This is a genomic window from Agromyces sp. Y182 (assembly GCF_059445385.1).
This window is the reverse complement of record NZ_JCAIUF010000001.1, coordinates 2,174,120-2,197,624: the sequence shown is the minus strand read 5'-3', so window position 1 is coordinate 2,197,624 and position 23,505 is coordinate 2,174,120. Positions and strand designations below refer to the sequence as shown.

At 69.4% G+C, this 23,505-nt stretch carries 24 protein-coding genes; 10 read left to right on the top strand and 14 right to left on the bottom strand.

The genetic code is table 11. The features are described 5' to 3' along the window. Positions 1 to 51: 51 nt before the first annotated feature. The 6 genes from AC1C2R_RS10195 to AC1C2R_RS10170 form a co-directional block, all read right to left on the bottom strand. Positions 52 to 1,377 (bottom strand): FtsX-like permease family protein, encoded by a 1,326-nt coding sequence (locus AC1C2R_RS10195; RefSeq protein WP_495352362.1) that lies wholly within the window; start codon positions 1,375 to 1,377, stop codon positions 52 to 54. Continuing rightward, positions 1,374 to 2,075, bottom strand: coding sequence for an ABC transporter ATP-binding protein (locus tag AC1C2R_RS10190; RefSeq protein ID WP_495352361.1), 702 nt, complete (start codon positions 2,073 to 2,075; stop codon positions 1,374 to 1,376). Before AC1C2R_RS10190 ends, AC1C2R_RS10195 begins: the two co-directional genes overlap by 4 nt. A gap of 160 nt (positions 2,076 to 2,235) precedes the next feature. Continuing rightward, positions 2,236 to 3,006 (bottom strand): hypothetical protein, encoded by a 771-nt coding sequence (locus tag AC1C2R_RS10185; RefSeq protein ID WP_495352360.1) that lies wholly within the window; start codon positions 3,004 to 3,006, stop codon positions 2,236 to 2,238. Continuing rightward, positions 3,003 to 3,908 carry an ABC transporter ATP-binding protein gene (locus AC1C2R_RS10180; RefSeq protein ID WP_495352359.1) on the bottom strand — a complete coding sequence of 302 codons (906 nt, stop codon included), beginning with the start codon at positions 3,906 to 3,908 and terminating at the stop codon, positions 3,003 to 3,005. The genes AC1C2R_RS10185 and AC1C2R_RS10180 overlap by 4 nt, the downstream gene beginning before the upstream one ends. After that, positions 3,905 to 4,264 (bottom strand): GntR family transcriptional regulator, encoded by a 360-nt coding sequence (locus tag AC1C2R_RS10175; RefSeq protein WP_495380396.1) that lies wholly within the window; start codon positions 4,262 to 4,264, stop codon positions 3,905 to 3,907. The genes AC1C2R_RS10180 and AC1C2R_RS10175 overlap by 4 nt, the downstream gene beginning before the upstream one ends. 168 nt (positions 4,265 to 4,432) lie before the next feature. After that, positions 4,433 to 5,341: a DMT family transporter gene (locus tag AC1C2R_RS10170; RefSeq protein WP_495380395.1), complete on the bottom strand. Its 909-nt coding sequence runs from the start codon at positions 5,339 to 5,341 to the stop codon at positions 4,433 to 4,435. 234 nt (positions 5,342 to 5,575) lie between these two features. On the opposite strand from AC1C2R_RS10170, the gene lpdA reads away from it, so the two are divergent. Further along, on the top strand, positions 5,576 to 6,976 hold the full coding sequence (lpdA, locus tag AC1C2R_RS10165) for a dihydrolipoyl dehydrogenase (protein ID WP_495352358.1): 1,401 nt from the start codon (positions 5,576 to 5,578) through the stop codon (positions 6,974 to 6,976). 226 nt (positions 6,977 to 7,202) lie between these two features. On the opposite strand, the gene AC1C2R_RS10160 is transcribed toward lpdA, so the two are convergent. Beyond that, positions 7,203 to 8,819, bottom strand: coding sequence for a monocarboxylic acid transporter (locus AC1C2R_RS10160; protein ID WP_495379838.1), 1,617 nt, complete (start codon positions 8,817 to 8,819; stop codon positions 7,203 to 7,205). Next, entirely contained in the window at positions 8,819 to 9,205 is a 387-nt protein-coding gene (locus AC1C2R_RS10155) for a DUF485 domain-containing protein (RefSeq protein WP_495352356.1), read from the bottom strand. The genes AC1C2R_RS10160 and AC1C2R_RS10155 overlap by 1 nt, the downstream gene beginning before the upstream one ends. A 194-nt stretch (positions 9,206 to 9,399) precedes the next feature. On the opposite strand from AC1C2R_RS10155, the gene AC1C2R_RS10150 reads away from it, so the two are divergent. Genes AC1C2R_RS10150 through AC1C2R_RS10130 form a run of 5 tightly spaced genes read left to right on the top strand, consistent with a single transcriptional unit; the run spans position 9,400 to position 14,127 of the window. Beyond that, a complete protein-coding gene (locus AC1C2R_RS10150; protein WP_495379837.1) occupies positions 9,400 to 10,662 on the top strand; it encodes a sensor histidine kinase in 1,263 nt (420 codons plus the stop codon). Further along, positions 10,659 to 11,405: a LytR/AlgR family response regulator transcription factor gene (locus AC1C2R_RS10145; RefSeq protein ID WP_495379836.1), complete on the top strand. Its 747-nt coding sequence runs from the start codon at positions 10,659 to 10,661 to the stop codon at positions 11,403 to 11,405. Before AC1C2R_RS10150 ends, AC1C2R_RS10145 begins: the two co-directional genes overlap by 4 nt. 2 nt (positions 11,406 to 11,407) lie before the next feature. Then, positions 11,408 to 11,815: a DUF485 domain-containing protein gene (locus AC1C2R_RS10140; RefSeq protein ID WP_495352353.1), complete on the top strand. Its 408-nt coding sequence runs from the start codon at positions 11,408 to 11,410 to the stop codon at positions 11,813 to 11,815. Further along, on the top strand, positions 11,812 to 13,377 hold the full coding sequence (locus tag AC1C2R_RS10135; protein ID WP_495379835.1) for a sodium/solute symporter: 1,566 nt from the start codon (positions 11,812 to 11,814) through the stop codon (positions 13,375 to 13,377). Before AC1C2R_RS10140 ends, AC1C2R_RS10135 begins: the two co-directional genes overlap by 4 nt. Positions 13,378 to 13,386: 9 nt before the next feature. After that, positions 13,387 to 14,127, top strand: coding sequence for a TSUP family transporter (locus AC1C2R_RS10130; protein WP_495379834.1), 741 nt, complete (start codon positions 13,387 to 13,389; stop codon positions 14,125 to 14,127). A gap of 37 nt (positions 14,128 to 14,164) precedes the next feature. Here the strand turns inward: AC1C2R_RS10130 and AC1C2R_RS10125 are convergent, their stop codons facing one another. Continuing rightward, positions 14,165 to 14,815 (bottom strand): GNAT family N-acetyltransferase, encoded by a 651-nt coding sequence (locus tag AC1C2R_RS10125; RefSeq protein WP_495379833.1) that lies wholly within the window; start codon positions 14,813 to 14,815, stop codon positions 14,165 to 14,167. Between the two features lie 146 nt (positions 14,816 to 14,961). On the opposite strand from AC1C2R_RS10125, the gene AC1C2R_RS10120 reads away from it, so the two are divergent. Continuing rightward, complete coding sequence (locus AC1C2R_RS10120) at positions 14,962 to 15,180, top strand: hypothetical protein (RefSeq protein ID WP_495352349.1); 219 nt, start codon at positions 14,962 to 14,964, stop codon at positions 15,178 to 15,180. 71 nt (positions 15,181 to 15,251) lie between these two features. On the opposite strand, the gene AC1C2R_RS10115 is transcribed toward AC1C2R_RS10120, so the two are convergent. Further along, positions 15,252 to 16,538 (bottom strand): adenylosuccinate synthase, encoded by a 1,287-nt coding sequence (locus AC1C2R_RS10115; protein ID WP_495352348.1) that lies wholly within the window; start codon positions 16,536 to 16,538, stop codon positions 15,252 to 15,254. Between the two features lies 1 nt (position 16,539). After that, positions 16,540 to 17,091, bottom strand: a complete 552-nt coding sequence (locus AC1C2R_RS10110) for a DUF3151 family protein (protein ID WP_495379832.1) — start codon at positions 17,089 to 17,091, stop codon at positions 16,540 to 16,542. Positions 17,092 to 17,177: 86 nt separating this feature from the next. Between AC1C2R_RS10110 and argG the strand changes: the two genes are divergently transcribed. After that, positions 17,178 to 18,605 (top strand): argininosuccinate synthase, encoded by a 1,428-nt coding sequence (gene argG / locus AC1C2R_RS10105; protein ID WP_495379831.1) that lies wholly within the window; start codon positions 17,178 to 17,180, stop codon positions 18,603 to 18,605. Between the two features lie 76 nt (positions 18,606 to 18,681). Here the strand turns inward: argG and AC1C2R_RS10100 are convergent, their stop codons facing one another. After that, a complete protein-coding gene (locus AC1C2R_RS10100) occupies positions 18,682 to 19,050 on the bottom strand; it encodes a nuclear transport factor 2 family protein (protein ID WP_495352345.1) in 369 nt (122 codons plus the stop codon). 90 nt (positions 19,051 to 19,140) lie between these two features. Here AC1C2R_RS10100 and AC1C2R_RS10095 point away from each other — a divergent pair, with 90 nt between their 5' ends. Both AC1C2R_RS10095 and AC1C2R_RS10090 read left to right on the top strand, forming a co-directional pair. Further along, complete coding sequence (locus AC1C2R_RS10095) at positions 19,141 to 19,797, top strand: hypothetical protein (RefSeq protein WP_495379830.1); 657 nt, start codon at positions 19,141 to 19,143, stop codon at positions 19,795 to 19,797. Between the two features lie 26 nt (positions 19,798 to 19,823). Then, complete coding sequence (locus AC1C2R_RS10090) at positions 19,824 to 21,641, top strand: YhgE/Pip family protein (RefSeq protein WP_495380394.1); 1,818 nt, start codon at positions 19,824 to 19,826, stop codon at positions 21,639 to 21,641. Positions 21,642 to 21,653: 12 nt separating this feature from the next. Here AC1C2R_RS10090 and corA read toward each other — a convergent pair whose 3' ends face one another. After that, the gene (gene corA, locus AC1C2R_RS10085; RefSeq protein ID WP_495352343.1) at positions 21,654 to 22,670 is read right to left on the bottom strand and encodes a magnesium/cobalt transporter CorA; all 1,017 of its coding nucleotides are present in this window, start codon (positions 22,668 to 22,670) and stop codon (positions 21,654 to 21,656) included. A 91-nt stretch (positions 22,671 to 22,761) separates the two neighbouring features. Next, on the bottom strand, positions 22,762 to 23,448 hold the full coding sequence (locus AC1C2R_RS10080) for a TrmH family RNA methyltransferase (protein WP_495379829.1): 687 nt from the start codon (positions 23,446 to 23,448) through the stop codon (positions 22,762 to 22,764). Between the last annotated feature and the right edge of the window lie 57 nt (positions 23,449 to 23,505).

Sequence of the window (23,505 nt, the reverse complement as noted above, 5' to 3'; positions counted from 1 at the left end):
GCGGTCGCGCTCCCGGGCATCCCGGTCCCGGCGGCTCGCGTCGCACGCTCGTCACCCCGCGACGGCCACCCGCTCGAGCATCGGCTTCGTTGCGAGCAACCCGAGCCACACCACGCCGATGCCGGCGGCGAGCACCCCGGCGATGACCGCGAGCGACAACGGGGCGAGGATGATCGCGAGGCCGGTCAGCGGCAGCATCACGACGGCAGCGGTCACCGCGGAGCCGATCGCCGTGATGCGCAGGGGTGACATGACCGCGCGGCGGCGGGCCGCGTCCATGGTCGAGGTCGGCATGCCGAGCATTCCGAGCGAGCGGTACAGCTCACCGCGATCGAGGATGCCCGCCGCCTGGTTCACGCCGATCGAGCACGCGACCATGAGGAACGAGCCGATGACCGTGATGAGGATGCCGGTGCGGATGTCGGCGAAGAGCTCTTGCGACTCCACGTCGACGGCGTCGCCGGACCCGCCGAACGAGCCGACCAGAGCGATGCCGGTGCCCGCGAACACGGCCATGAAGCTCGTCATCGCCACCCCGGAGACCTGCCGCCACGCTGCCTTCGGCGACTCGAGCACGGCTCGTGCGGCGAGGAGCCGGGCGGGCATCTTGGCCCGCTTCGCCTGCGACTGCGCGACGAGGCGGATCACCCACGGCCCGATGAGGTTGAGCACCGCGACGGCGCCGCCGAACCCCGCGCCGAGCATCGCGAGGATGATCAGCACCGACCCGGCCACCTGCAGCGCGGCCATCATCAGGAAGGCGATCGCGATGACCGCGACGCCGATGACGAGGCGCAGCCAGTGCAGCTTCGGCGCATCCTGCTTCGTGCGCACGCCGAGCGGCGAGATGACGACCTGCCGGAGGCCGAGCAAGGCGCTCACGATGGCGAGCACGGCCACCCCGAGCACGACCCCTGCGATCGCCATGGGCGCGAGCACGACACCGTCGACGCCGAGCGCCTCACCGCGGAACGGAATGAGCGCGATCAACGGCACGAGCACGAAGTAGAGCACCACGCCGGCGAGTGAGCCGGCGACGGCGAGCACGACCGACTCGATCACGGCGAGCGCCGACACCGTCGCAGGCGTCGCGCCGAGGAGCCGCAGCGTCGCGAGCCGGTCGTCGCGCCGGCGCGCCGAGAGCCGTGCGGCCGCCCCGCCGAGCGAGGCGAGCGGTACCACGAGCAGCACGAGTGCGACGACGGCGAGCGCCTGGTAGGTGACGTCCTCTCCGGTCCAGGTCCAGAACGACTGGGCGCCGCCGAGCACGGTCAAGAGCAGCGCCGTCACGATCGCGAACGCGGTGATGGGCAGCACGCTCGCCGCCGCTCCTGAGGTGCCGGGTCGGGCGAGCAACCACGCGACGCGGGCGATCATGCCGTCACTCCCGGCACTCGCTCGCCGACGATGCGACCGTCGCGCATGTCGACGATGCGGGTGCAGCGGCCCGCGACATCCGCGTCGTGCGTGACGACCACGAGCGTGCGGCCCTGACCGGTCGTCGAGTCGAGGAGTGCGCGCATCACTTCGGCCGAGGTGGTCGAGTCGAGTGCGCCGGTCGGTTCGTCGGCGAAGACGACGGATGCCCCGGTGACCTGCGCCCGCGCGATGGCGACGCGCTGCGCCTGGCCGCCCGAGAGCTGGCCGATGCGGCGATCCTCCATGCCGGCGAGGCCGAGCGCCGCGAGCCATCCGCGGCCGTACTCCTCGGCGCGGGCCCGCGGCATACCGTTCAGCATGAGTGCGAGCGCGACGTTCTCGACCGCCGTGAGCTCCGGAATGAGGAGCCCCTGCTGGAAGACGAACCCGTACGCCTCGCGGCGGAGTCGCGAACGCTCGCGCTCGCTGAGCGCCGTCACATCGACGCGCCCGGCGCCGGACTGGAAGCCGACCGTGCCGGCGTCGGGGCGAGTGATGCCCGCGAGGCAGTGCAGCAGCGTGGTCTTGCCCGACCCCGAGGCCCCCATGATGGCGAGCGCCTCCCCGGTGCGCACCTGGAGGTCGACGCCGGCGAGCGCGTGCGTCTGGCCGAATGACTTGCTGAGGCCGGATGCCTCGATCACGAAGGAACTCATACCCTCGAGCCTGCCGGGGTGGGCCGGGGCGGCGCGTCGGGCGGAAGTCGCATTCGACGACGAAGGGCGTCATCCTCCCGGATGACGCCCTTGCGGGTTGAGCCTGCCGAAACCAGCCGATCCCCCAGAGGTTCGGCAGGCTCGACCCGCACTCGTGAACTCAGCGGGGTGTCGCCCGCCGGATCACGAGGTACCCGGTGACCGCGAACACCGCCGCGAGGCCGAGCAAGATGCTGAACACGCCGACGAGTCCGATGCTGACGAACCAGGCGACGACCGCCGGCCACGACTGGCTCAGGGTGATGGTCGCGATCGCGGCGAGCAACAGTACGATGGCGCTGAAGACGAGGACCAGCATGCCCTTCATGCGCCACCGCATGTACACGGTCGTGACGCTTGCTCCGACGAAGAGCACCATGAGCTGCAGAGAGAAGGCCGTGTAGAGGTCGACGAACCAGTTCTGCCCGTACCAGAGCGCATCGAACATGTGCGCGTTGAGGCCCCAGCCGCTCGTCGCGATCTCGATCTGCACGAGCGTCGCGATCGCGACGGCGAACATGACAGAGACGAGCACGAACATGACGCTCGTGCCGAGCCAGAAGTCGCGGCGGGTCACCCCGAAGCCGAGCGCGAACGAGAAGGTGAGCCCGATCGCCTGCACACCGACGACGACGAGGTACCACTGCGGCGAGAGCACCGCCCAGCTGTAGCGCATGCCCTCCATGTCCTCGGCGGTCACGTTGCCGCCCGAGGCTGCCCGGATGATGAGCGTGATGATGAGCGAGATCGCCCATGCAGTGCCGAGGATGATCCACGGCACCCCGAAGAAGACCGATGGGTTGACGGCGTGCAGGCGCACGATGCGCCAGATCTCGTGGGCCCGTGAGCGGGCCTCGGTGCGCACGATGGGCGCGGTGGCGACGGCGGTCATGCTGCGGCCTCCTCTTCGGTCGAACCGGCGAGGTCGGTGCCGGTCATGTGGATGATGAGCTGCTGGAGCGAGACGGGCGCGAGCTCGAGTCCGAGCTCGGCAGCCCTGATGCGCTCGCCCTGGTCGAGGCGACCGTCGATGGTGGCGGATGCAAGTCCGCCGATGCCCTCGCGACCGATGACGGGCCGGTCGGCCACGAACGATTCGACCGCGGCCCGCGGACCCGCGACGGTCGTGGCCGACCCTCGCAGCTCGTCGGCATCACGATCGAAGAGGATCTTGCCCTGATCGATGAGGATGACGTGCTCGAGGAGGTTCGCGACCTCGTCGATCAGGTGGGTCGAGAGCACGATGGTGCGCGGGTGCTCGGCGTAGTCCGCGAGCAGGCGGTCGTAGAAGATGTGGCGTGCCACCGCGTCGAGGCCGAGGTACGGCTCGTCGAAGAAGGTGAGCGGCGCGCGCGATGCGAGCCCGACGATGACGCCGACCGCTGAGAGCTGGCCCCGCGAGAGCTTCTTGATGCGGCGCTTCACCGGGAGACGGAAGTCGGCGACGAGGCGCTCGGCGAACGCGGCATCCCAGTTCTCGAAGAACCACGGTGCCGCCTTGAAGACGTGCGCCGGGCTGAAGTCGTCTGGGTAGCGCTGCGACTCGGCGATGAAGCACATCTGGCGCAGCACGTCGGCGTGCTCGGCCGGCTCGCGACCGAAGACCTCGAGCCGACCCGCATTCGCGAACAGTTGACCGGTGAGCAGCTGCATGATCGTGGTCTTGCCTGCGCCGTTGCGGCCGAGCAGCCCGTAGATGCGGTTCTCCTCGAGCGAGAAGTCGGCCGCGTCGACGGCGGTGAACGAGCCGTAGCGTTTGGTCAGCCCGGTGGCGTGCACCACGGTGCGGGTCATGATTCGATCCTTTCTGCGCGGAGGAGGCCCGCGAGTTCGTTGATGTCGATGCCGAGCTTCTCGGCTTCGATGATGAGGGGTCTGATGTACTCGGTGGCGAAATCGGCCCGGCGACGCTCGACGAGTCGCGCTCGGGCTCCCTCGGTCACGAACATGCCGATGCCCCTTCGCTTCTCCACGATTCCGTCGTCGACAAGGCGATTCACCCCTTTCAGTGCGGTGGCCGGGTTGACTCGCAGAAAGGCGGCGAACTCGTTCGTGGAGGGGATCTGGCTGCCTTCCGCCAGCGTCCCGTCGATGATGTCGTTCTCGACCTGTTCGGCGATCTGGATGAAGATCGGACGCGATTCGTCCATACCCGCCCAACTGCTTCGCGTGTCGAACCTTGGTTGGTTCATTACTTGTGTAACTAACCAACCATGTCGACGAGCCGCTGTCAAGCCCTCGGCACCCACGTCGGTCGAGTAGGCGCGCCAGCGCCGTATCGAGACCAGGTGACGAGGTCTCGATACGCTCCTGCGTCGCTACTCGACCGGCGAGAGCGAACGACGACGCGGCAAGCGAAGCCGCCCCTGTGCGAGCAGGATGCCGAGCAGCACGAGCACCGCGCCGACCGGCTCGTGCCAGGAGAATCGCTCGCTGAGGAGCAGCACGCCCAGCGCCACGCCCACGACCGGGGTGACGTACGTCACGGTCGAGGTGCCGGTGGGCCCCCAGGCCCGAAGCACGTTGATGTTCCAGATGTAGGCGAGCCCGGTGCCGAGCACTCCGAGCGCGAGGAGCGAACCCACGACAGTCCAGTCGAGGTCTACCGGCGAGAGCGCGAGCCACGGGGTCAGCACGAGCATGACGACGGCCGAGACTCCGATGGAGAGGAACGCGAAGGTCGCCGGTGCAATCGGCCGGTGACTCAGGAAGCGGCGCTGGTAGCCGAATGTGAATCCGTAGCAGGCGGTGGCGACGAGGCACGCGAGCTGCCCGGCGAGGCTGCCGGTGAGGGCCGAGTACTGCCAGGGCGCGATGACGACGAGCACGCCGAGGATGCCGACGCCGACGCCCGCCCACCGGCTGAGTCCGAGCCGCTCGACACGGAAGACGAGCGTGGCCATGAGCGCCGTCATGATCGGGGTGGTCGCGTTGTAGATCGACGCGAGACTCGACGAGACGTACTGTTCGGCCCACGCGAAGCAGAGGTACGGGATGACGCAGGTGGTCAGCGACACCACGAGGAAGTGCAGCCACACGACGCGCTCACGCGGCAGCACCGGGCCACGAGTACCATCGGGGGCGACCACGCGCGGACGCATGATGAGTACGATCGCGCCGAGCGCCAGCGCGCCGAGCAGGGTGCGGGACCAGGCCACCTGACCGAATGACACGCCCTCGAGTGCGACCTTGATGAAGAGGAAGCTCGCACCCCAGACGACGCCCATGGCGAGGAACTGCACCCACGTCGACACCCGACCGGCGCGCTTCGGGGCGAGTGCGGCTGGGGTGGCCTGCTGGTCGGTAGTGGTGCTCACCGGTCGAGCGTATGCCCGACCGCCGACGCCCGGACACGTCTGCCGGGGTGCTTGTCCGGAATCCGCCGAAGGACGGCAGCCGAAGCATCCGCTGGCCTCGATTCCCCCTCCCGCTCCGCGGTGCGGCGCGCATAGGCTGACGGAATGACCAGCCATTTCGATGTCGTCGTCCTCGGCGCGGGCCCGGGCGGCTACGTCGCCGCGATTCGCGCCGCCCAACTCGGTCTCAGCGTCGCCGTGATCGAAGAGAGATTCTGGGGCGGTGTGTGCCTCAACATCGGCTGCATCCCCTCGAAGGCGCTGCTGCGCAACGCCGAGCTCGCGCACATCTTCCACGACCAGGCCGCGACGTTCGGCATCTCGGGCGAGGCGCACTTCGATTACGGCGTCGCGTTCGACCGCAGCCGCCAGGTGTCCGAGAAGCACGTCAAGGGCGTGCACTTCCTCATGAAGAAGAACGGCATCACCGAGGTCGACGGGCGCGGAACGTTCACGGGCCCGAACGCGATCGACGTCGCGAGGGCCGACGGCCAGGCCGAGCAGCTCACCTTCGCGAACGCCATCATCGCGACGGGTTCACGCGTGCGCTTGCTGCCGGGCGTCGAACTGAGCGAGAACGTCGTCACCTACGAGTCGCAGATCCTCACCCGCGAACTGCCGCGCTCGATCGCGATCGTCGGCGCCGGTGCGATCGGCATGGAGTTCGCCTATGTGCTGCGCAACTACGGGGTCGAGGTCACGGTCATCGAGTTCCTCGACCGGGCACTGCCGAATGAAGACGTCGAAGTCTCGAAGGAGATCACCCGCCAGTACCGCAACCTCGGGGTGCCGATCCTCACGTCGACGAAGGTGGAGTCGGTCGTCGACGACGGGGCATCCGTCACCGTCTCGTACACGGGCGCGAACGGCGACGCCGGAAGCCTGCAGGTCGACCGCGCGCTCATCTCGGTCGGGTTCGCGCCGAACGTCGAGGGCTTCGGCCTCGAGCAGGCGGGCGTTGCGCTCACCGAGCGCGGCGCCATCGCGATCGACGAGCGCATGCGCACGAACGTGCCGCACATCTACGCCATCGGCGACGTCACCGCGAAGCTCATGCTCGCCCACGTCGCCGAGGCGCAGGGCGTCGTCGCGGCCGAGACGATCGGCGACGCCGAGACCATGGAACTCGGCGACTACCGCATGATGCCGCGCGCCACGTTCTGCCAGCCGCAGATCGCGAGCTTCGGCCTCACCGAGCAGCAGGCCCGCGACGAGGGCTACGACGTGGTCGTCGCGAAGTTCCCGTTCAGCGCCAACGGTAAGGCGAACGGGCTCGGCGAGACCGTCGGCTTCGTGAAGCTCGTCGCCGACGCGAAGCACCTCGAGCTGCTCGGTGGTCATCTCATCGGTCCGGATGTCTCGGAGCTGCTGCCAGAGCTGACCCTCGCGCAGAAGTGGGACCTCGGTGCCCTCGAGCTCGCCCGCAACGTGCACACGCACCCGACGCTCTCCGAGGCGCTGCAGGAGGCCTACCACGGACTCGCTGGCCACATGATCAACATGTAGCACCGCGGGCCTCGATACGCTCCTGCGTCGCTACTCGACCGGCGCACCTCCGCCGGTCGAGTAGGCAGCGACAAAGGAGCAGCCGTATCGAGACCCCGACGAAGACAAGAGGGGCGGATGCCGCGGCATCCGCCCCTCTGTGTTCGTTCGACCCGGCTGGGCAGGCGATGCCGCCGGGTCGAAACGGTTCCCGGCGGCGGGTGGGATTTCCCGCCGCCGGGAGATCTCAGTGCTGGGTCGCCTTCTCGGCGCCGACGCCGGTCAGCGAGCGCACCTCCATCTCGGACTGCTTCAGCGGGTCTTCCTTCTTCTTGTCGAGCACCGTGCCGAGCCAGCCGAGGAAGAAGGCCAGCGGAATCGAGACGATGCCCGGGTTCGAGAGCGGGAAGATCGCGAAGTTGATGTCCTCCGTCTTCAGCATCGACGTCACGGAGCCCGAGACGACCGGCGAGAAGATGATGAGGATGATCGCCGACGCGAGGCCGCCGTACATGCTCCACAGGGCGCCCTGCGTGGTGAAGCGCTTCCAGAAGAGCGAGTACACGATCGTCGGCAGGTTCGCCGACGCCGCAACCGCGAACGCGAGCGCCACGAGGAACGCGACGTTCTGACCGTTCGCCCCGATGCCGCCGATGATCGCGACGATGCCGATGATGACCACCGTGCGACGAGCCACCTTGACCTCGGCACCCGGCGCGGGCTTGCCCTTCTTCACGACGCTCGCATAGATGTCGTGGGCGAAGGAGGCCGCAGCCGTGATCGTGAGGCCGGCGACGACCGCGAGGATCGTCGCGAACGCGATCGCCGAGATGAGGCCGAGCAGCACCGGCCCGCCGAGCTCGAACGCGAGCAGCGGGGCCGCCGAGTTCGGGCCGCCGGGCGCTGCCGCGATGACGTCGGCGCCCACGAGGGCCGCCGCGCCGTAGCCGAGCACGAGGGTGAACACGTAGAAGATGCCGATGAGCCAGATCGCCCAGACGACCGACTTGCGGGCTTCCTTGGCCGTGGGCACCGTGTAGAAGCGCATGAGCACGTGCGGCAGGGCCGCGGTGCCGAGCACGAGGGCGAGGCCGAGCGAGAGGAAGTCGACCTTCGCGACCTCCGAGACGCCGTACTTGATGCCGGGGTTCAGGATCTCGGGGTTGCCCGCGACCGCGACCGCGTTGTCGAGCAGCGTCGAGAAGTTGAAGCCGTTGATCGCGAGCACCCAGACGGTCATCACGCCGGCGCCCGCGATGAGCAGGATCGCCTTGATGATCTGCACCCAGGTGGTGCCCTTCATGCCGCCGATGAGCACGTAGAGGATCATGAGCGCGCCGACGACCGTGATGACGAGCGCCTGGCCGAGCTGGTCGCCCACGCCGAGCAGGAGCGAGACGAGACCGCCCGCGCCCGCCATCTGAGCCAGCAGGTAGAAGAAGCAGACGACGAGCGTCGTCGTCGCGGCCGCGATGCGCACGGGCTTCTGCTTCAGGCGGAACGAGAGCACGTCGGCCATCGTGAACTTGCCCGTGTTACGCAGCAGCTCAGCGACGAGCAGCAGCGCGACGAGCCACGCCACGAGGAAGCCGATCGAGTAGAGGAACCCGTCGTAGCCCGTGATCGCGATCGCGCCGACGATGCCGAGGAACGACGCGGCCGAGAGATAGTCGCCCGCGATCGCCGAGCCGTTCTGGCCGCCCGTGAACGAGCGGCCGGCGGCGTAGTAGTCGGCGGCGGTCTTGTTGTTGCGGCTCGCACGGAACACGATGATCATCGTGATCGCGACGAACGCGCCGAAGATGGCGATGTTCAGCCAGGGCTCACCGACCTGGGTGGCGGGGGCGGCTTCGAGGTGCAGCATCAGCGGCCACCTTCCGATTCGGTGACGGATGCCCCGACGGACGCCCCGGATTCGATGCGTTCGCGGAGGTCCGCGGCGATCGGGTCGAGCTCACGGTTGGCGTAGGTCACGTACCACGTGGTCACGGCGAACGTCGTGACGACCTGCGCGAGACCGAGCAGGATGGCGACGTTGACGCTGCCGAACACGGGCGTCGACATGAAATCGTGCGCGTAGCCGGCCAGCAGCACATAGGCGAGGTACCAGACGAGGCAGGCGCCGAGCACGGGGAAGACGAACCTCCGGTGCTTCGAACGCAGACGCTGGAACTCTTCGGATTGTTGCACCGCGCGGTAGTCGACGGCCGGGGCCGTCTCAGTCTCCGCGCTCGGGGCTTCGTTGCCCATCGCGTCTCCTTCAGGGAAAGCGGCGAACGGATCGCACGCCGCATCGAGTGTTCGGTCGGCCCACTCTCGCGCTCCCGGCCGGCGGCGTGGGGCGCATGCCGTTCGTCGTCGACGAACGGTGTCGACGGTGCGACGAATGGCGGACCCGACACGACGAGCGATCGGCGCCGGGTCGAGCGGTTACGCTGGCGTGCATGTCCGAGTCGATGTTGCTCGCTGCCGCCCTCGGCGCGGTCGGCGGAGCGCTCGCGGTCGGGCTGGTGCTGTTCCTGCGGCGCATCGTGCTGGCCTCGAAGGAGCTCGGCACCGACGCCGAGCAGGCGACCTATCAGACACTGCACCTGGCGTCACGGGCGGCTGAGCACTTGCGCGGCGGCATCGACGAACTCGACGCGATGCGTGCAGGCAAGCATCTGCGAACGCTCCTCGGCTGCGCGAGCCTCGCGATCGTCGACCGCTCGGGCACGATCGCGATCGACGGCGATGATGCCGTGCGTCCGGTCGCCGAGCGGCTCGCCGCAGCGGCACTCGCCAGCGGCAAGCAGCAGGTGCAACGACGCATTCCCATCGGCGCGTGGGAGACGGATGCCGTCGTCGCGCCGATCCTCGGCGGAACCGGCCCACTCGGGGCGATCGTGGCGTTCGCCTCCCCCGTGCGCGCGGGCCTCGTGCGGGCCACGGGTGAGGTCGCCGCCTGGGTCGCAGCCCAAGTCGAGCTCGGTGAACTCGACGCCTCGCGCGCCGCCCTCGCCGAAGCCGAGGTGCGGGCGCTGCGTGCACAGATCAGCCCGCACTTCATCTACAACTCCCTGAACGCGATCGCCTCGTTCATCAACACGGACCCCGCGCAGGCGCGCGAACTCGTGCTCGAGTTCGCCGATTTCACCCGCTACTCGTTCCGCCGGCACGGCGACTTCACCACGGTCGCCGAAGAGCTCCGCTCGATCGACAGCTACCTGCGTCTCGAACGGGCCCGCTTCGGCGAGCGCCTGAAAGTCACGCTGCAGATCGCACCCGAGGTGCTCTCGACCGTGGTGCCGTTCCTGTCGATCCAGCCGCTCGTCGAGAACGCCGTTCGGCACGGCCTCGAGTCGAAGGAGGGCGGCGGCCGCATCACGATCACCGCCGCCGACTCCGGCGCGTTCGCCGACCTCAGCGTTGAGGACGACGGCGTCGGCATCGACCCCGAAGCGCTCGCGACCGTGTTCGCGGGCGGCGCCGCCGGGGGTGAGCACGTGGGCCTGCGCAACGTCGATGCGCGTCTCCGGCAGGTCTACGGCGACGAGCACGGCCTCGTCGTCGAGACGAACGTCGGCGCGGGCACGCTCGTGCGCATGCGCGTGCCGAAATCGGGCCCGAGACGCCCGCGAGCGCTCCCTGAGCCTGTCGAAGGGAGCTCCACCGGCATGCGCGCTTCGACGAGCTCGGCGAGCGCCGATGGGAGACTGGAGCCATGATCTCCGTGCTCATCGCAGACGACGAGCAGCCCGCGATCGACGAGCTCGCCTTCCTTCTCGGGCAGGATCCTCGGGTCGGCGTGATCCATCAGGCCGCCTCGGGCGCCGAGGCGATCCGCCTGCTCACGCGGGAGCCGGTCGACGCGGCGTTCCTCGACATCCACATGCCAGGGCTCACCGGGTTCGACCTCGCCCGCGCACTCGCCCGGTTCGAGCATCGGCCGGTGCTCGTCTTCGTCACGGCCGACGAAGAGGGGGCGATCGAGGCGTTCGACCTCGCCGCGGTCGACTACCTGCTGAAGCCCGTGCGAACCGAACGGCTGCGCCGCTCGGTCGGCCGCATCGTCGAGGCGCTGAAGGCCGGCGCATCGAACCAGGCGCACCCCGACGCATCCGCTGCGCCTGAGATGATCGCCGTCTCCCTCGGCGGCACGACCCGGATGATCCGCCGCGACGACGTGCGCTACGTGCAGGCGCAGGGCGACTACGCCCGACTGCACACCGAAGAGGCGAGTTACCTCGTGCGGGTGCCGATGAGCGATCTCGAGCGGCAGTGGGTCGACGCCGGGTTCGTGCGCGTGCACCGTTCGTATCTCGTGTCGCTGCCGCACCTCAGCCGCATCCGGCTGGGCTCCGACCATCCGAGCGTCACCGTCGGCCAGGCCGAGCTGCCCGTCAGTCGGCGACTGCTGCCGGCGCTGCGCGACCGGCTCGACCAGGCGATGATCCGGCCGAGGACGTAGACGTGAGCGAGTCGTCGAGCGGGCGGGCGGATGCCGCTGGGCCGCCGCCCCGAGTGCGTGTCACCGCTCCGCGACAGGGCGTCGCCGGGGCATCCGCTCGCCCGCTGCCGCAGCACGGCACCGGGGCGCCGACGAGCGACATCGCCGGCGTGTACGTGCGCTCGCTCATCCGCTCGCAGTTGCGGCTCGCGATCGTCTTCGCGGTCGGCTTCGCCGTGGCCACGGGCCTCTTCGTGTTCGCGATCGCCCTCGTGCCCGAGCTCGACGGGACCTTCGTGTTCGGGGTACCCGCGTCTTGGCTGCTGCTCGGCGTCGGCGTCTACCCGCTCACGATCACGGTCGGCGCGCTCTACGTGCGCGCCGCCACGCGCAACGAGGCGCGCTACCGCTCGCTCACGGAGTCGGAGTGAATCCCGTCATCGGTTACGCCGCGATCGCGGCCGTCGCCCTCGCCTCGGCGCTCATCGGCTTCTACGGGCTGCGGGTCTCACGCACGACGAGCGACTTCTACGTCGCCTCCCGCACGGTGCGGCCGTGGTGGAACGCTTCGGCGATCGGGGGCGAGTACCTCTCGGCGGCCTCGTTCCTCGGCATCGCCGGACTCATCCTGCTGCAGGGCTCTGGCGCGCTGTGGTTTCCGATCGGCTACACGGCCGGATACCTCATGCTCCTGCTCTTCGTCGCTGCGCCGCTGCGCCGCTCGGGCGCGTACACGATCCCCGACTTCACCGAGGCACGCCTCGAATCGAAGTGGGCGCGGCGGGTGACCTCGACGCTCGTCATCGTCGTCGGCTGGTTCTACATCGTGCCGCAATTGCAGGGCGCGGCACTCACCGTGCGCATCACGACGGGGCTGCCCTCGTGGGTCGGCTCGCTCGCCGTCGCCGTCATCGTGGCGGTCATCGTCGCTGCCGGCGGCATGCGCTCGATCACCTTCGTGCAGGCGTTCCAGTTCTGGCTGAAGCTCACCGCGCTCGCGGTGCCGGTCGTCGCGCTGCTGCTCATCCTCGGCGGCGGCGAGCCGGCGCCGCAGCTCACGCCCGCCGAGGCGTTCCCGACTGCGGCGGGCCCGTCCGACCTCGACGTCTACCGCACCGTCTCGCTCATGGTGGCGCTGCTCCTCGGCACCCTCGGATTGCCGCACGTGCTCGTGCGCTTCTACACGAACCCCGACGGCGTCGCCGCCCGCCGCACCACGATCATCGTGCTCGTGCTGCTCTCGGTGTTCTACCTCTTCCCCACCGCGTTCGGTCTCCTGGGCCGCGCGTTCGCGCCCGATCTCGCCGCCTCCGGCGAGGCCGACGCGCTCATCCTGCTGCTGCCCGGCCGACTCGTGCCGGGAATCGGGGGCGACCTGCTCACGGCCCTCGTGATCGCGGGTGCGTTCGGCGCGTTCCTCTCCACCTCGTCGGGTCTCGTCGTCTCGCTCGCCGGCGTCATCAGCCAAGACCTGCTCGGCGGCAGTGTGCGCGGGTTCCGCATCGCGGCGGTCGTCTCCTCGTTCATCCCGCTCCTCGTCGCGCTCACGACCGAGTCGGCCGGTCTCGCCGGCAGCGTCGGGCTCGTCTTCGCGTTCACGGCGTCGACGCTCTGCCCCATGCTGATCCTCGGCATCTGGTGGCGCGGCCTCACCGCACGCGGGGCGATCGCCGGCATGCTGACGGGCGCCGTGCTGTCGGGCGTGGCGATCCTCGGCGGCCCGCTCCTCACGGCCGCCGCCCCCTCGCTACGGCCGTTCCTCGAGCAGCCCGCAGCGTGGACGGTGCCGATCGCGGTCGCCGTGACGGTGCTCGTCTCCCGTGCCGACCGCCGGGGCGTGCCGCGCGGCACCGACGCGTTCCTCACCCGGTTGCACGTGCCAGAGGCCGGCCCGAAGGTCGTTCCGGCAGTGGGGCCGGCCGGCGGATCGGCATCGTCGCCCGTGACCGGGCCGACGCGTGCGGCGGATGACCCCGACCGCGGCCGTCGGTAGACTGCACCGGTGCTTCTGCCCGTCGCCGTCTCGGTGCTCCTCGGCGCGTTGGCCCAGCGCATCACCGGCATGGGCTTCGCGCTCATCGCGGCACCGGCGCTCGTCATCCTGCTCGGGCCGTTCGACGGCGTCATCGTCGTCAATCTCTGCGCGGTGCTCTCTTCGCTCCTGATCCTGCCGAGGGTGTGGCGTCACGTCGAGTGGCGGCGGTTCGGCTGGCTCGTCGTGCCGGCGATCGCCGGTACCGTCGCCGGGGCGCTCGTCGCGGCGAACCTGCCCGGCCCCGTGCTGCAACTGGGAGTCGGCGTGGTCGTGATCGTCGCGCTCACGGTCTCGCTCGCGATGACCCGCACCGAGCACGTCGCGACCGGTCGCACTCCGGCCATCGTCGCCGGCGCGGCATCCGGATTCATGAACGCCTCGGCCGGGGTCGGCGGGCCCGCACTCAGCGTCTACGCCGTCTCGACGCGCTGGCCGCAGGCGGCCTTCGCCGCCACGGCCCAGCCGTACTTCGTGGTGATCGGCGTCGCATCGCTCGTGGGAAAGCTCGGCGCGACCGGGTGGGCGGTGCCCGAGCTCGAGCCGGGCGCCTGGCCGTTCGTCATCGGCGCGCTGCTCATCGGCCTCGGGCTCGGCGAACTCCTGCACCGCCGCATCCCGCATCACGCGGCACGCATCGCCGTGATCGTGATTGCCTACGCAGGCGGTGCCGCCGCCATCGTCGACGGTGCCTCGAAACTCTGGAGCTAGGTGCCAGGAGCCGGAGCCAGGAGCCAGCGCCTCGGACTCAGTGCCGCTGCTCTCCGCGCACCTCGACCGGCAGTTCACCACGCGCCGCGAGGCGCCCCTCGAGGCCCGCCCGCACGGCGGGCCAGTCGTCGATGGTCACCGAGTACACCGCGCTGTCACGCCAGCTGCCGTCGGCGCGGCGCTTGTGGCGGCGCATGACGCCGTCGAGTCGTGCGCCGAGCTTCTCGATCGCCCCGCGGGATCGCGCGTTGTTCGCGTCGGCCTGGATCTTCACCCGGCCGAACCCGTTTCGGAATGCGAGATCGAGCAGCAGCAGCTTCGTCTCGGGGTTCACCGCGGTGCCCCAGACGCCCGGGTCGTAGGCGGTCCACCCGATGTGCGTCGACTCGTTCGGCAGGTCGAAATCGCCGAGCTTGGTCGCACCCACCACGCGGCCGTCGTCGGCGCCGCCACGCAAGCGCACCGTCCACGGCATCGCGGACTCGCCGCCCGAGTAGTACGACCGCGCGAACACCTCGAACCCGCCAAGGTCGGCCGGCAATCCAGCGAGGCCGCCGCCGTACCCGCCTGCGAAGACCTCGGGCCGGCAGAGGGCCTGGAACAGCTCGGGCACGTCGGCCTCGGCGAACCGGCTGAGTCGGATGAAACGGCCGACGAGTTCATCGTCGGCAGGGCGCGTCGCGGTCACTGTTCGAGTCTGCCACGACGCACGTGAAGCGCACATGACGGGCGAGCGACGAGGAGGGTCCCCAGGTGTCGCCGGCCTTCCCCTCGGAAAGCTCCCGCCCTACGATGACGAGAGCACGACCACTTCGAAACGAAAGGTGGGGGGCCATGGGCGCTCTTGACGATCTGACCAACAAGGCCAAGGATTTCATCGAGGACAACAAGGAGAAAATCTCCGAAGTCCTGAACAGCGAGCAGGCTGAAGACATCAGCGACAAGGTGCTCAACGGCGCTGCCGAGGCTGCCAAGAAGGTCGCCGGCGACCACGCCGACAAGATCGACGCGGTTCGCGACAACATCGACGGGGCCATCGGCACCGAGAAGTAGTCGAACCGACGAGAAGGGGGCGGATGTCACGGACATCCGCCCCCTTCTCGTTCGTCGGCGCCCGGTCGGCTCTACTCGAGCAGGTCGTGCAGCGTGACGATCTCGTCGCGGCCGGGACCGACGCCGATCGCCGAGATGCGCGAGCCGCTCATGCCCTCGAGTTCGCGCACGTATGCCTGCGCGTTCGCGGGCAGGTCGGAGAACTCACGCGCGCCGGTGATGTCTTCGGTCCAGCCGGGGAACTCCTCGTAGATCGGCTTGGCGTGGTGGAAGTCGGACTGGGAGACGGGCACCTCGTCGAAGCGCTCGCCGTCGACGTCGTACGCGACCGCCACGGGGATGCGCTCGATGCCGGTGAGCACGTCGAGCTTCGTGAGCACGAAGTCGGTGACGCCGTTGATGCGCGACGCGTAGCGGGCGATGGGCGCGTCGTACCATCCGGTGCGGCGGCGCCGGCCCGTGGTGGTGCCGAACTCGTGGCCCTGCTCGGTGAGGAAGTCGCCCCACTCGTCGAACAGTTCGGTCGGGAACGGCCCCGCGCCGACGCGGGTCGTGTAGGCCTTCACCACGGCGATGACGCGGTCGATGCGGTTCGGTGCGATGCCAGAGCCGGTAACGGCCCCGCCGCTCGTCGCATTCGACGAGGTGACGAAGGGGTACGTGCCGTGGTCGACGTCGAGCATCGTGGCCTGGCCACCCTCGAAGAGCACCGTCTCACCGGCGTCGAGCGCCCGGTGCAGCAGCAACGCGGTGTCGGTGACCATCGGGCGCAGGCGGTCGACGTAGCCGAGCAACTCGTCGACGACCTCGTCGACGCCGATCGCGCGACGGTTGTAGACCTTGACGAGCAAGTGGTTCTTCTGGTCGAGGGCACCCTCGACCTTCTGCCGCAGGATGTTCTCGTCGAACAGGTCTTGCATGCGGATGCCGACCCGGTTGATCTTGTCGGCGTACGCCGGGCCGATGCCGCGGCCCGTCGTGCCGATCTGCCGCTTGCCGAGGAAACGCTCGGTGACCTTGTCGAGGGTGCGGTGGTACTGCGTGATGAGATGCGCGTTCGCGGAGACGCGCAGCTTGGAGACATCCACCCCGCGGCTCTCGAGCGCTTCGAGTTCTTCGAACAGCACCTCGATGTCGACGACGACGCCGTTGGCGATCACGGGCGTGACGCCGGGCGTCAGGATGCCGGAGGGCAGCAGGTGCAGGGCGTACTTCTCGTCGCCGACGACGACAGTGTGCCCGGCGTTGTTGCCGCCGTTGAACTTGACGACGTAATCGAGGCGCGAGCCGAGCAGGTCGGTCGCCTTGCCCTTGCCCTCATCGCCCCACTGTGCACCGATCAGTACGGCTGCGGGCATGTCAGTCCTCTCCTGCTCCTGCCGCGTCGGACACGGCAGGTTCGGCGATCGGGTCGCCGGTGTGTGCCTCGACGGATGTCGCAGGCGTGAAAGGTGGGCGCGCGGTGACGACGGGCATCAGCTGCGTTGGGGTGTACTCCGAGGCGATGCGCGCCGGCGCTTCGGCGTCTGCGGTCGCGAGCTCGTCGGCCAGCTGCGCGGCGCGGTCGTCGAGGCCGAGGTTCGCGGCAGCGCGCCTCTGAGTGTCGAGGGCGCGCAGATAGGCGCGGTTGGGTTCGTCGGCCCACGCGACGAGGTCGCCGGGCTGCCAGCCGCCTGCGGCGAGCTGCGCGCGAGCGAGGTCGGCCGCGACCGACGCGAACGCGTAGGACTCGATGGCTCGACCCTCTGAATCGGCGAGGTCTGCGAGTTCGGTCCAGGCGAGCGGCGACGACGGATGCCCCGCGACGACTGCCGAGACCGACGCGCGGTCGCCATCGGCGAGCGCCTGCCGCACCTCGGGTTCGTCGGCGAGGGACGCCTCTGACTCCGGTGCTGATTGATCTGCAGTCACACTCAACCTTATCGCGGGGGTCGCTCCGCGGGTTGAGGAGGAGCGACGCGACAACCGAAACCCGTAGCCCAAGTAGGCTGGAGTCCATGTCGAAAGTCCTGACCAGCCTCCCCGTCGGCGAACGCGTCGGCATCGCCTTCTCCGGAGGTCTCGACACCTCCGTCGCGGTCGCCTGGATGCGCGAGAAGGGCGCGGTGCCCTGCACCTACACGGCCGACCTCGGCCAGCCCGACGAGCCAGACGTCGAAGCCGTCCCCGACCGCGCGAAGGAGTACGGCGCAGAGATCGCCCGTCTCGTCGACTGCCGTTCGGCGCTCGTCGAAGAGGGACTCGTCGCCCTCGCCACCGGCGCGTTCCACATCCGCTCGGGCGGCAAGACCTACTTCAACACCACGCCGCTCGGCCGTGCCGTCACGGGCACGTTGCTCGTGCGTGCGATGCGCGAAGACGACGTCGACATCTGGGGCGACGGCTCGACCTACAAGGGCAACGACATCGAGCGGTTCTACCGCTACGGCCTGCTCGCCAACCCCCGCCTGCGCATCTACAAGCCGTGGCTCGACGAGGCGTTCGTCACCGAGCTCGGCGGCCGTACCGAGATGAGCGAGTGGATGGTCGCGCGCGGCTTCCCGTACCGCGCCTCAGCCGAGAAGGCCTACTCGACCGACGCGAACATCTGGGGTGCGACGCACGAGGCGAAGACCCTCGAGCACCTCGACACCGGGGTCGAGATCGTCGAACCCATCATGGGCGTGCCCTCGTGGCGCGACGACGTCGAGATCGCGCCCGAGGTCGTCACGATCGGGTTCGAGGCGGGCCGCCCCGTCACGATCAACGGCGCCGAGTTCGCCGACGCCGTCGCCCTCGTGCTCGAGGCGAACACGATCGGCGGCCGTCACGGCCTCGGCGTCTCCGACCAGATCGAGAACCGCATCATCGAGGCGAAGAGCCGGGGCATCTACGAGGCGCCCGGCATGGCACTGCTGCACATCGCCTACGAGCGCCTGCTCAACGCGATCCACAACGAAGACACCGTGGCGAGCTACCACCAAGAGGGCCGCCGACTCGGCCGTCTCATGTACGAGGGCCGCTGGCTCGACCCGCAGTCGCTCATGTTGCGCGAGTCGCTGCAGAAGTGGGTCGGCTCGGCCGTCACGGGCGAGGTCACCCTGCGCTTGCGCCGCGGCGACGACTACACGATCCTCGACACGCGCGGCCCTGCACTCAGCTACCACCCCGACAAGCTCTCCATGGAGCGTGTGGGCGACGCGGCATTCGGCCCGCTCGACCGCATCGGCCAGCTGACCATGCGCAACCTCGACATCGCCGACTCGCGCGCCCGCCTCGAGCAGTACGCGAAGCAGGGCATCGTCGGCGGCGAGACCGCGAAGCTCGTGGGCGACCTCACTCAGGGCGAAGCACCCGAGATCACCGCCGGCGAGACCGAGACCGACCTCGAAGCGGCGACGGATGCCGCGATCGAGGCTGCGGCGTTCGACCTCGGCACCGACTGAACCACTCGGCTGAGCCGGCCGGCTGAACCACTCGGCTGAGCCGGCCGGCTGAGCCATCCGGTCGGCGCTCGCCGGGTCAGGCGTGCGTCTGCTGGTGCGCCGCGACGTGCCACGCGCCGTCGTCGTAGAGGTACGTCGTCGACATGCGCAGGTTGACGGTGTCGTCGCCGCGCGTGGCCACGGCGCGGTACACGACGATGCCGGCGCGGTCGCCGAGACGGATGACGGCGGGCTCGTGCAGTTCGTAGGTCTCCCACGGCGGAGTCTTGCGGAAGGCCGCCAGAATCTCGTCACGGCCGAGCATCGCCCCCTCGACGACCATGAGCGCATCGCGAGTCATCGCCCGCAGGTAATGCTCACCGCCCCGCCCCTCGACGATCGCCCGCCAGCCGGCGTGCTCCTCGTGCATGAGTCGAGCGGGCAGATCGTCGGTGATCTCGGTCATGCCCCAACGCTAACCGCGATCGCAGGCCACCGGAAGGGCAGCAGCTTTTGTACACTGCAGAGATACGGCGATGCCAGCGGGGAGGCAGCCATGAGGATCGAACTGCGCGGGGTGGCGAAGGGTCGAGACGGGCAAGCGTTGCCCAACATGAGTCTCTCGTACGAATCCGGGCGGGCGACGCTCGCTCGCGCCGAGACCGAACAGCGACCGACCGTGCTCGGCCTGCTCGCGTCGGGGCGAATGCACCCCGACACCGGCACGGTGGAACTCGACGGCCGCCAGGATGCCGCGTCCCTCCGCCGGCGGGTCGCACTCGTCGATGCCCCCGACGTCTCCGACCCGGCTCCGCGCGTGACGGTCGCCGGCGTCGTCGCCGAAGAGCTCATGTTCGCGGGGCGGGCCTCCAACCCCATCGCCGTGAAGCGCTGGCTCCGCGACATGGGCCTCGATGAGCTCGCCCGAGTGCCCATCGCCAACGTCGCCCCACGCGAACGCCTGCAGCTGATGACCGAGCTCGCGATCCTCCGCACGGGGGTCGAGGGGCTCGTGGTCGTCGCGCCCGACCGGCATGGCGGGGACCCCGTGGTCTGGTGGGAGCAGGCGAAGGACCTCGCCGAACGCGGCTTCGCCGTGCTCATGATCGCCGGCGATGCCTCGGCCACGGCGATCGGCGCCGCCGCGATGATCTCGCGGATGCGCGGGGGCGACGAGGACGAACAGGCGCTCGCTGCGGGGGGCCTCGCATGAAGGCTCCGCAGATGAAGCTGCCGCGCATGAAGGTGCCGCAGATGATCGCCGCCGAACTGCGGCGACTCACGTCCACCACGATGTCGCGCCTCGCTCTCCTCGCGCTCATCGCCGTGCCGATCCTCTACGGCGGCCTGTATCTCTGGGCGAACCAGGACCCGTACGCGAAGCTGTCGGAGATTCCCGTCGCCCTCGTGATCGAAGACACCGGCGTGCCTGCCGACGGCGACACGCCGGCCCGCAACGTCGGCGACGAGGTCGCCGACAAGCTGCTGAAGGGTGATGCCTTCGACTGGCATCGGGTCTCGGCCGAAGAGGCGAAAGAGGGCCTCGCCCGCGATGAGTTCGACTTCGCGATCACGATTCCCGCGGACTTCTCCGAGGCGCTCACCTCGGTGTCGGGCGATGACCCGCGCCAGGCCGAGCTCGTGCTCCAGACGTATGACGCGAACAGCTATCTTGCGAGCACGATCGGCTCGCAGGCCATCGAGAAGATCCGCACGACTGTCGCCGAAGAGGTCGGCCGGGAAGCGGCGACGACGCTGCTCGATTCGATCCAGACGATCCGCGGCAAGATCGTCGAGGCAGGCAACGGGGCGGCACAACTCGCCGACGGTGCCGCCGAGCTCGCTTCGGGCACCGCAGAACTCCTCGCGGGCACGGGAAGCGCCGTCGACGGTGCCGCCCAGCTCGGCGCGGGTGCCACGACCCTCGCCGACGGTGCAGCTCGCGTCGCCGACGGCAACGCCGAACTCGCAACCGCCGCCAATCGCGTCGGTGCGGCCGTCGCCGACGTCACCGCCGCCCTGCCGCAGGCACGCGCCGACCTCGCCGCCGACCTCGCAGCGGCCGGTCTCGATCAAGCGACCATCGAGGCCGTGCTCGCACGGCTCGACCCGATCGGCGCCGATCTGGAGGCGGGCGACCAGCGGGTGCAGGAGGTCGTCGGGCAGATCGACGAACTCGCCTCCGGCAGCGCGGAGCTCGCCGACGGTGCCGTCACGCTGCGCGACGGCATCGGCACGCTCGGCACCGGGCTCGGCACGCTCAACAGCGGGGCAGGCACACTGAATTCCGGCGCCGGCACGCTCTCGAGCGGCGCCGCCGAGCTGCGCGACGCGCTGACGAGCGGTGCCGCGGAGATCCCCGACTCGAGCGAGCAGACCCGCAACGCGCAGGCCGCGACGATCGCCGATCCCGTTGCGCTCGAGACGAGCGCCGTCGCCGCCGCCGCCAACTACGGCGCCGGCCTCGCACCGTTCTTCGCGGCACTGGCCGGCTGGATCGGCATCTACGCCCTCTTCCTCATCGTGAAGCCGATCTCGCGTCGGGCGGTCACCGCGCTGCACTCGCCGTTCCGCGTCACGCTCGCGGGCTGGATGACACCCGGACTGCTCGGCGTACTGCAGATGGGCCTGCTCTACCTCGTGCTCGCCTTCGCACTCGACTTCACGATGGTGCATCCACTCGGCACGCTCGGCACCATGATGTTCGCCTCGGTCACCTATGCCGCGATCATCCTCGCGCTGAACGTCTGGCTCGGCGAGGTCGGCCAGTTCCTCGGGCTCGTGCTCATGGTGCTGCAGCTCGTGACGGCGGGCGGCACGTTCCCGTGGCAGACCCTGCCCGGGCCCCTCGCGGCCCTGCACCATGTGCTGCCGATGAGCTACGTCGTCGATGCGATGCGGCAGTTCATGTACGGTGGTGACCTCTCGCGCACGGTGACGGATGCCACGGTGCTCGCCTGCTGGCTCGTCGGAGGACTCGTCATCGCCGCGATCGGGGTCACCCGCATGACGCACTACCGCACGCTGCGCGACCTCGAACCGAGCATCCTCGGGTGAATCGGCGCACGTTCAGAGCCAGTTGCGCCGCTTGAACAATCGGTAGAGGCCGAAGCCGAGCACCACCATGAGGAGCACGGCGAACGGGTAGCCCCACGGCCAGTCGAGCTCGGGCATGTACCTGAAGTTCATGCCGTAGATCGTGCCGACGAGGGTGGGAGCGAAGAGGATCGCCGCCCAGCTCGAGATCTTCTTCGTCTGCTCGCTCTGGGCGAGGCTCGTCTCGGTGAGGCGCTTCATCTCGTCGTTCTGGCGCTGCCCGACGAGCGTGGCGTGCACCGTGAGGGCGTTCTGCAGGAGCTGACGGAACAACTCGCCGCGCTCGACCGCACGGATCACGTGGTCGAGCACATCACGCAGGTAACGCTGCAACTCGAGGTCGACGCCGTACTTCTCGAATCCCCGCTCGAGCGCCTGGAACATGTCGACGAGCGGCCGAGTCGCCCGCTGGAACTCCATGACCTCGCTCGAGAGATCGTAGATGCGGCGGGTGACCATCGGGTCGCCATCGAAGAGCTGCTCCTCGATCTCGTCGATGTCGTTCTCGAGGCCGGCGAGCACGGGGAGGTACTCGTCGACGACCTCGTCGAGGATCGCGTAGAGCACAGCCTCAGGGCCCTTTGCGAGCAGTTCGGGTGAACTCTCGAGCCGTTTGCGAACCTTCGCGAGGTCGGGCGACTCGGCCCGGCGCACGCTGATCGCGTAGTCCTTGCCGACGAAGAGGTGGAGCTCGCCGAACTCGACCTCCTCTTCAGCGTCGAGGTAGCGGGCCGGGCGCAGCACCACGAAGAGCGAATCGCCGTAGCGCTCGAGCTTCGCGCGCTGATGCCCTTTGCGGGTGTCTTCGACGGCGAGCGGGTGCAGGCCGAACTCCTGTGCGACCGCGTCGAGCTCCTCGTCGGTCGGGCGGTAGAGGCCGATCCAGGCGAACCCGCCGTGCTCGGCTCGCGTCTCGAAGGTCTCGTCGAGGCTCGCCGGCGTCGCGACGCGCGCGCCGTCGCGGTAGATCGCGTTGTCGATGACCGTCATCGAGCCAAGTCTGGCACGCGCCGCCCGTTGGTCGAGTAGCGACGGAGGAGCGTATCGAGACTCCAGATCTCGATACGCTCGCTGGTGCTCCCTACTCGATCGACGGGCCTATGGACGCGGGCACGGCGTGGGTGAGCACCCAGGAGTGCATCGCGATCGCGGCCGCGGCACTCGCGTTGAGCGAGCGGGTCGAGCCGTACTGCGTGATCTCGACGATGGCATCGGCGGCCTCGGTCGCCTCGAGCGAGAGCCCCGGACCCTCCTGCCCGAAGAGCAGCACGCAGCGCTCGGGCCACGCGAACGCCTCGATCGGCACGGCGCCCTCGACGTTGTCGACGGCGATGACGGGCACGGATGCCCCGTGCGCCCACTCGGCGAACGCCGCGACATCCGGGTGGTACTCGACGTGCTGGTAGCGGTCGGTGACCATCGCGCCGCGCTTGTTCCAGCGGCGGCGGCCGATGATGTGCACCGTGTCGGCGGCGAACGCGTTGGCACTGCGCACGATCGAGCCGATGTTCATGTCGTGCTGCCAGTTCTCGATGGCGACGTGGAACGGGTGCCGGTGCTCGTCGATGTCGGCGACGATCGCGTCCATGCGCCAGTACCGGTAGCGGTCGATGACGTTGCGGGTGTCGCCGTGCTCGAGCAGCTCGGGGTCGAAGTGCTCGTCGGCGGGCCATTCCGCCTCGCCGCCGGGCCACGGGCCGACGCCGTGGGTTAGCGAGGGCTCGGGGACATCCACTTCACTCGGCTCGTCGTTCGGCTCTTCGCTCACGAACCCACGCTACCCGCCACCGTGTGCAATCCAGGTGCGGAGGCGTGTGGGGGAAAC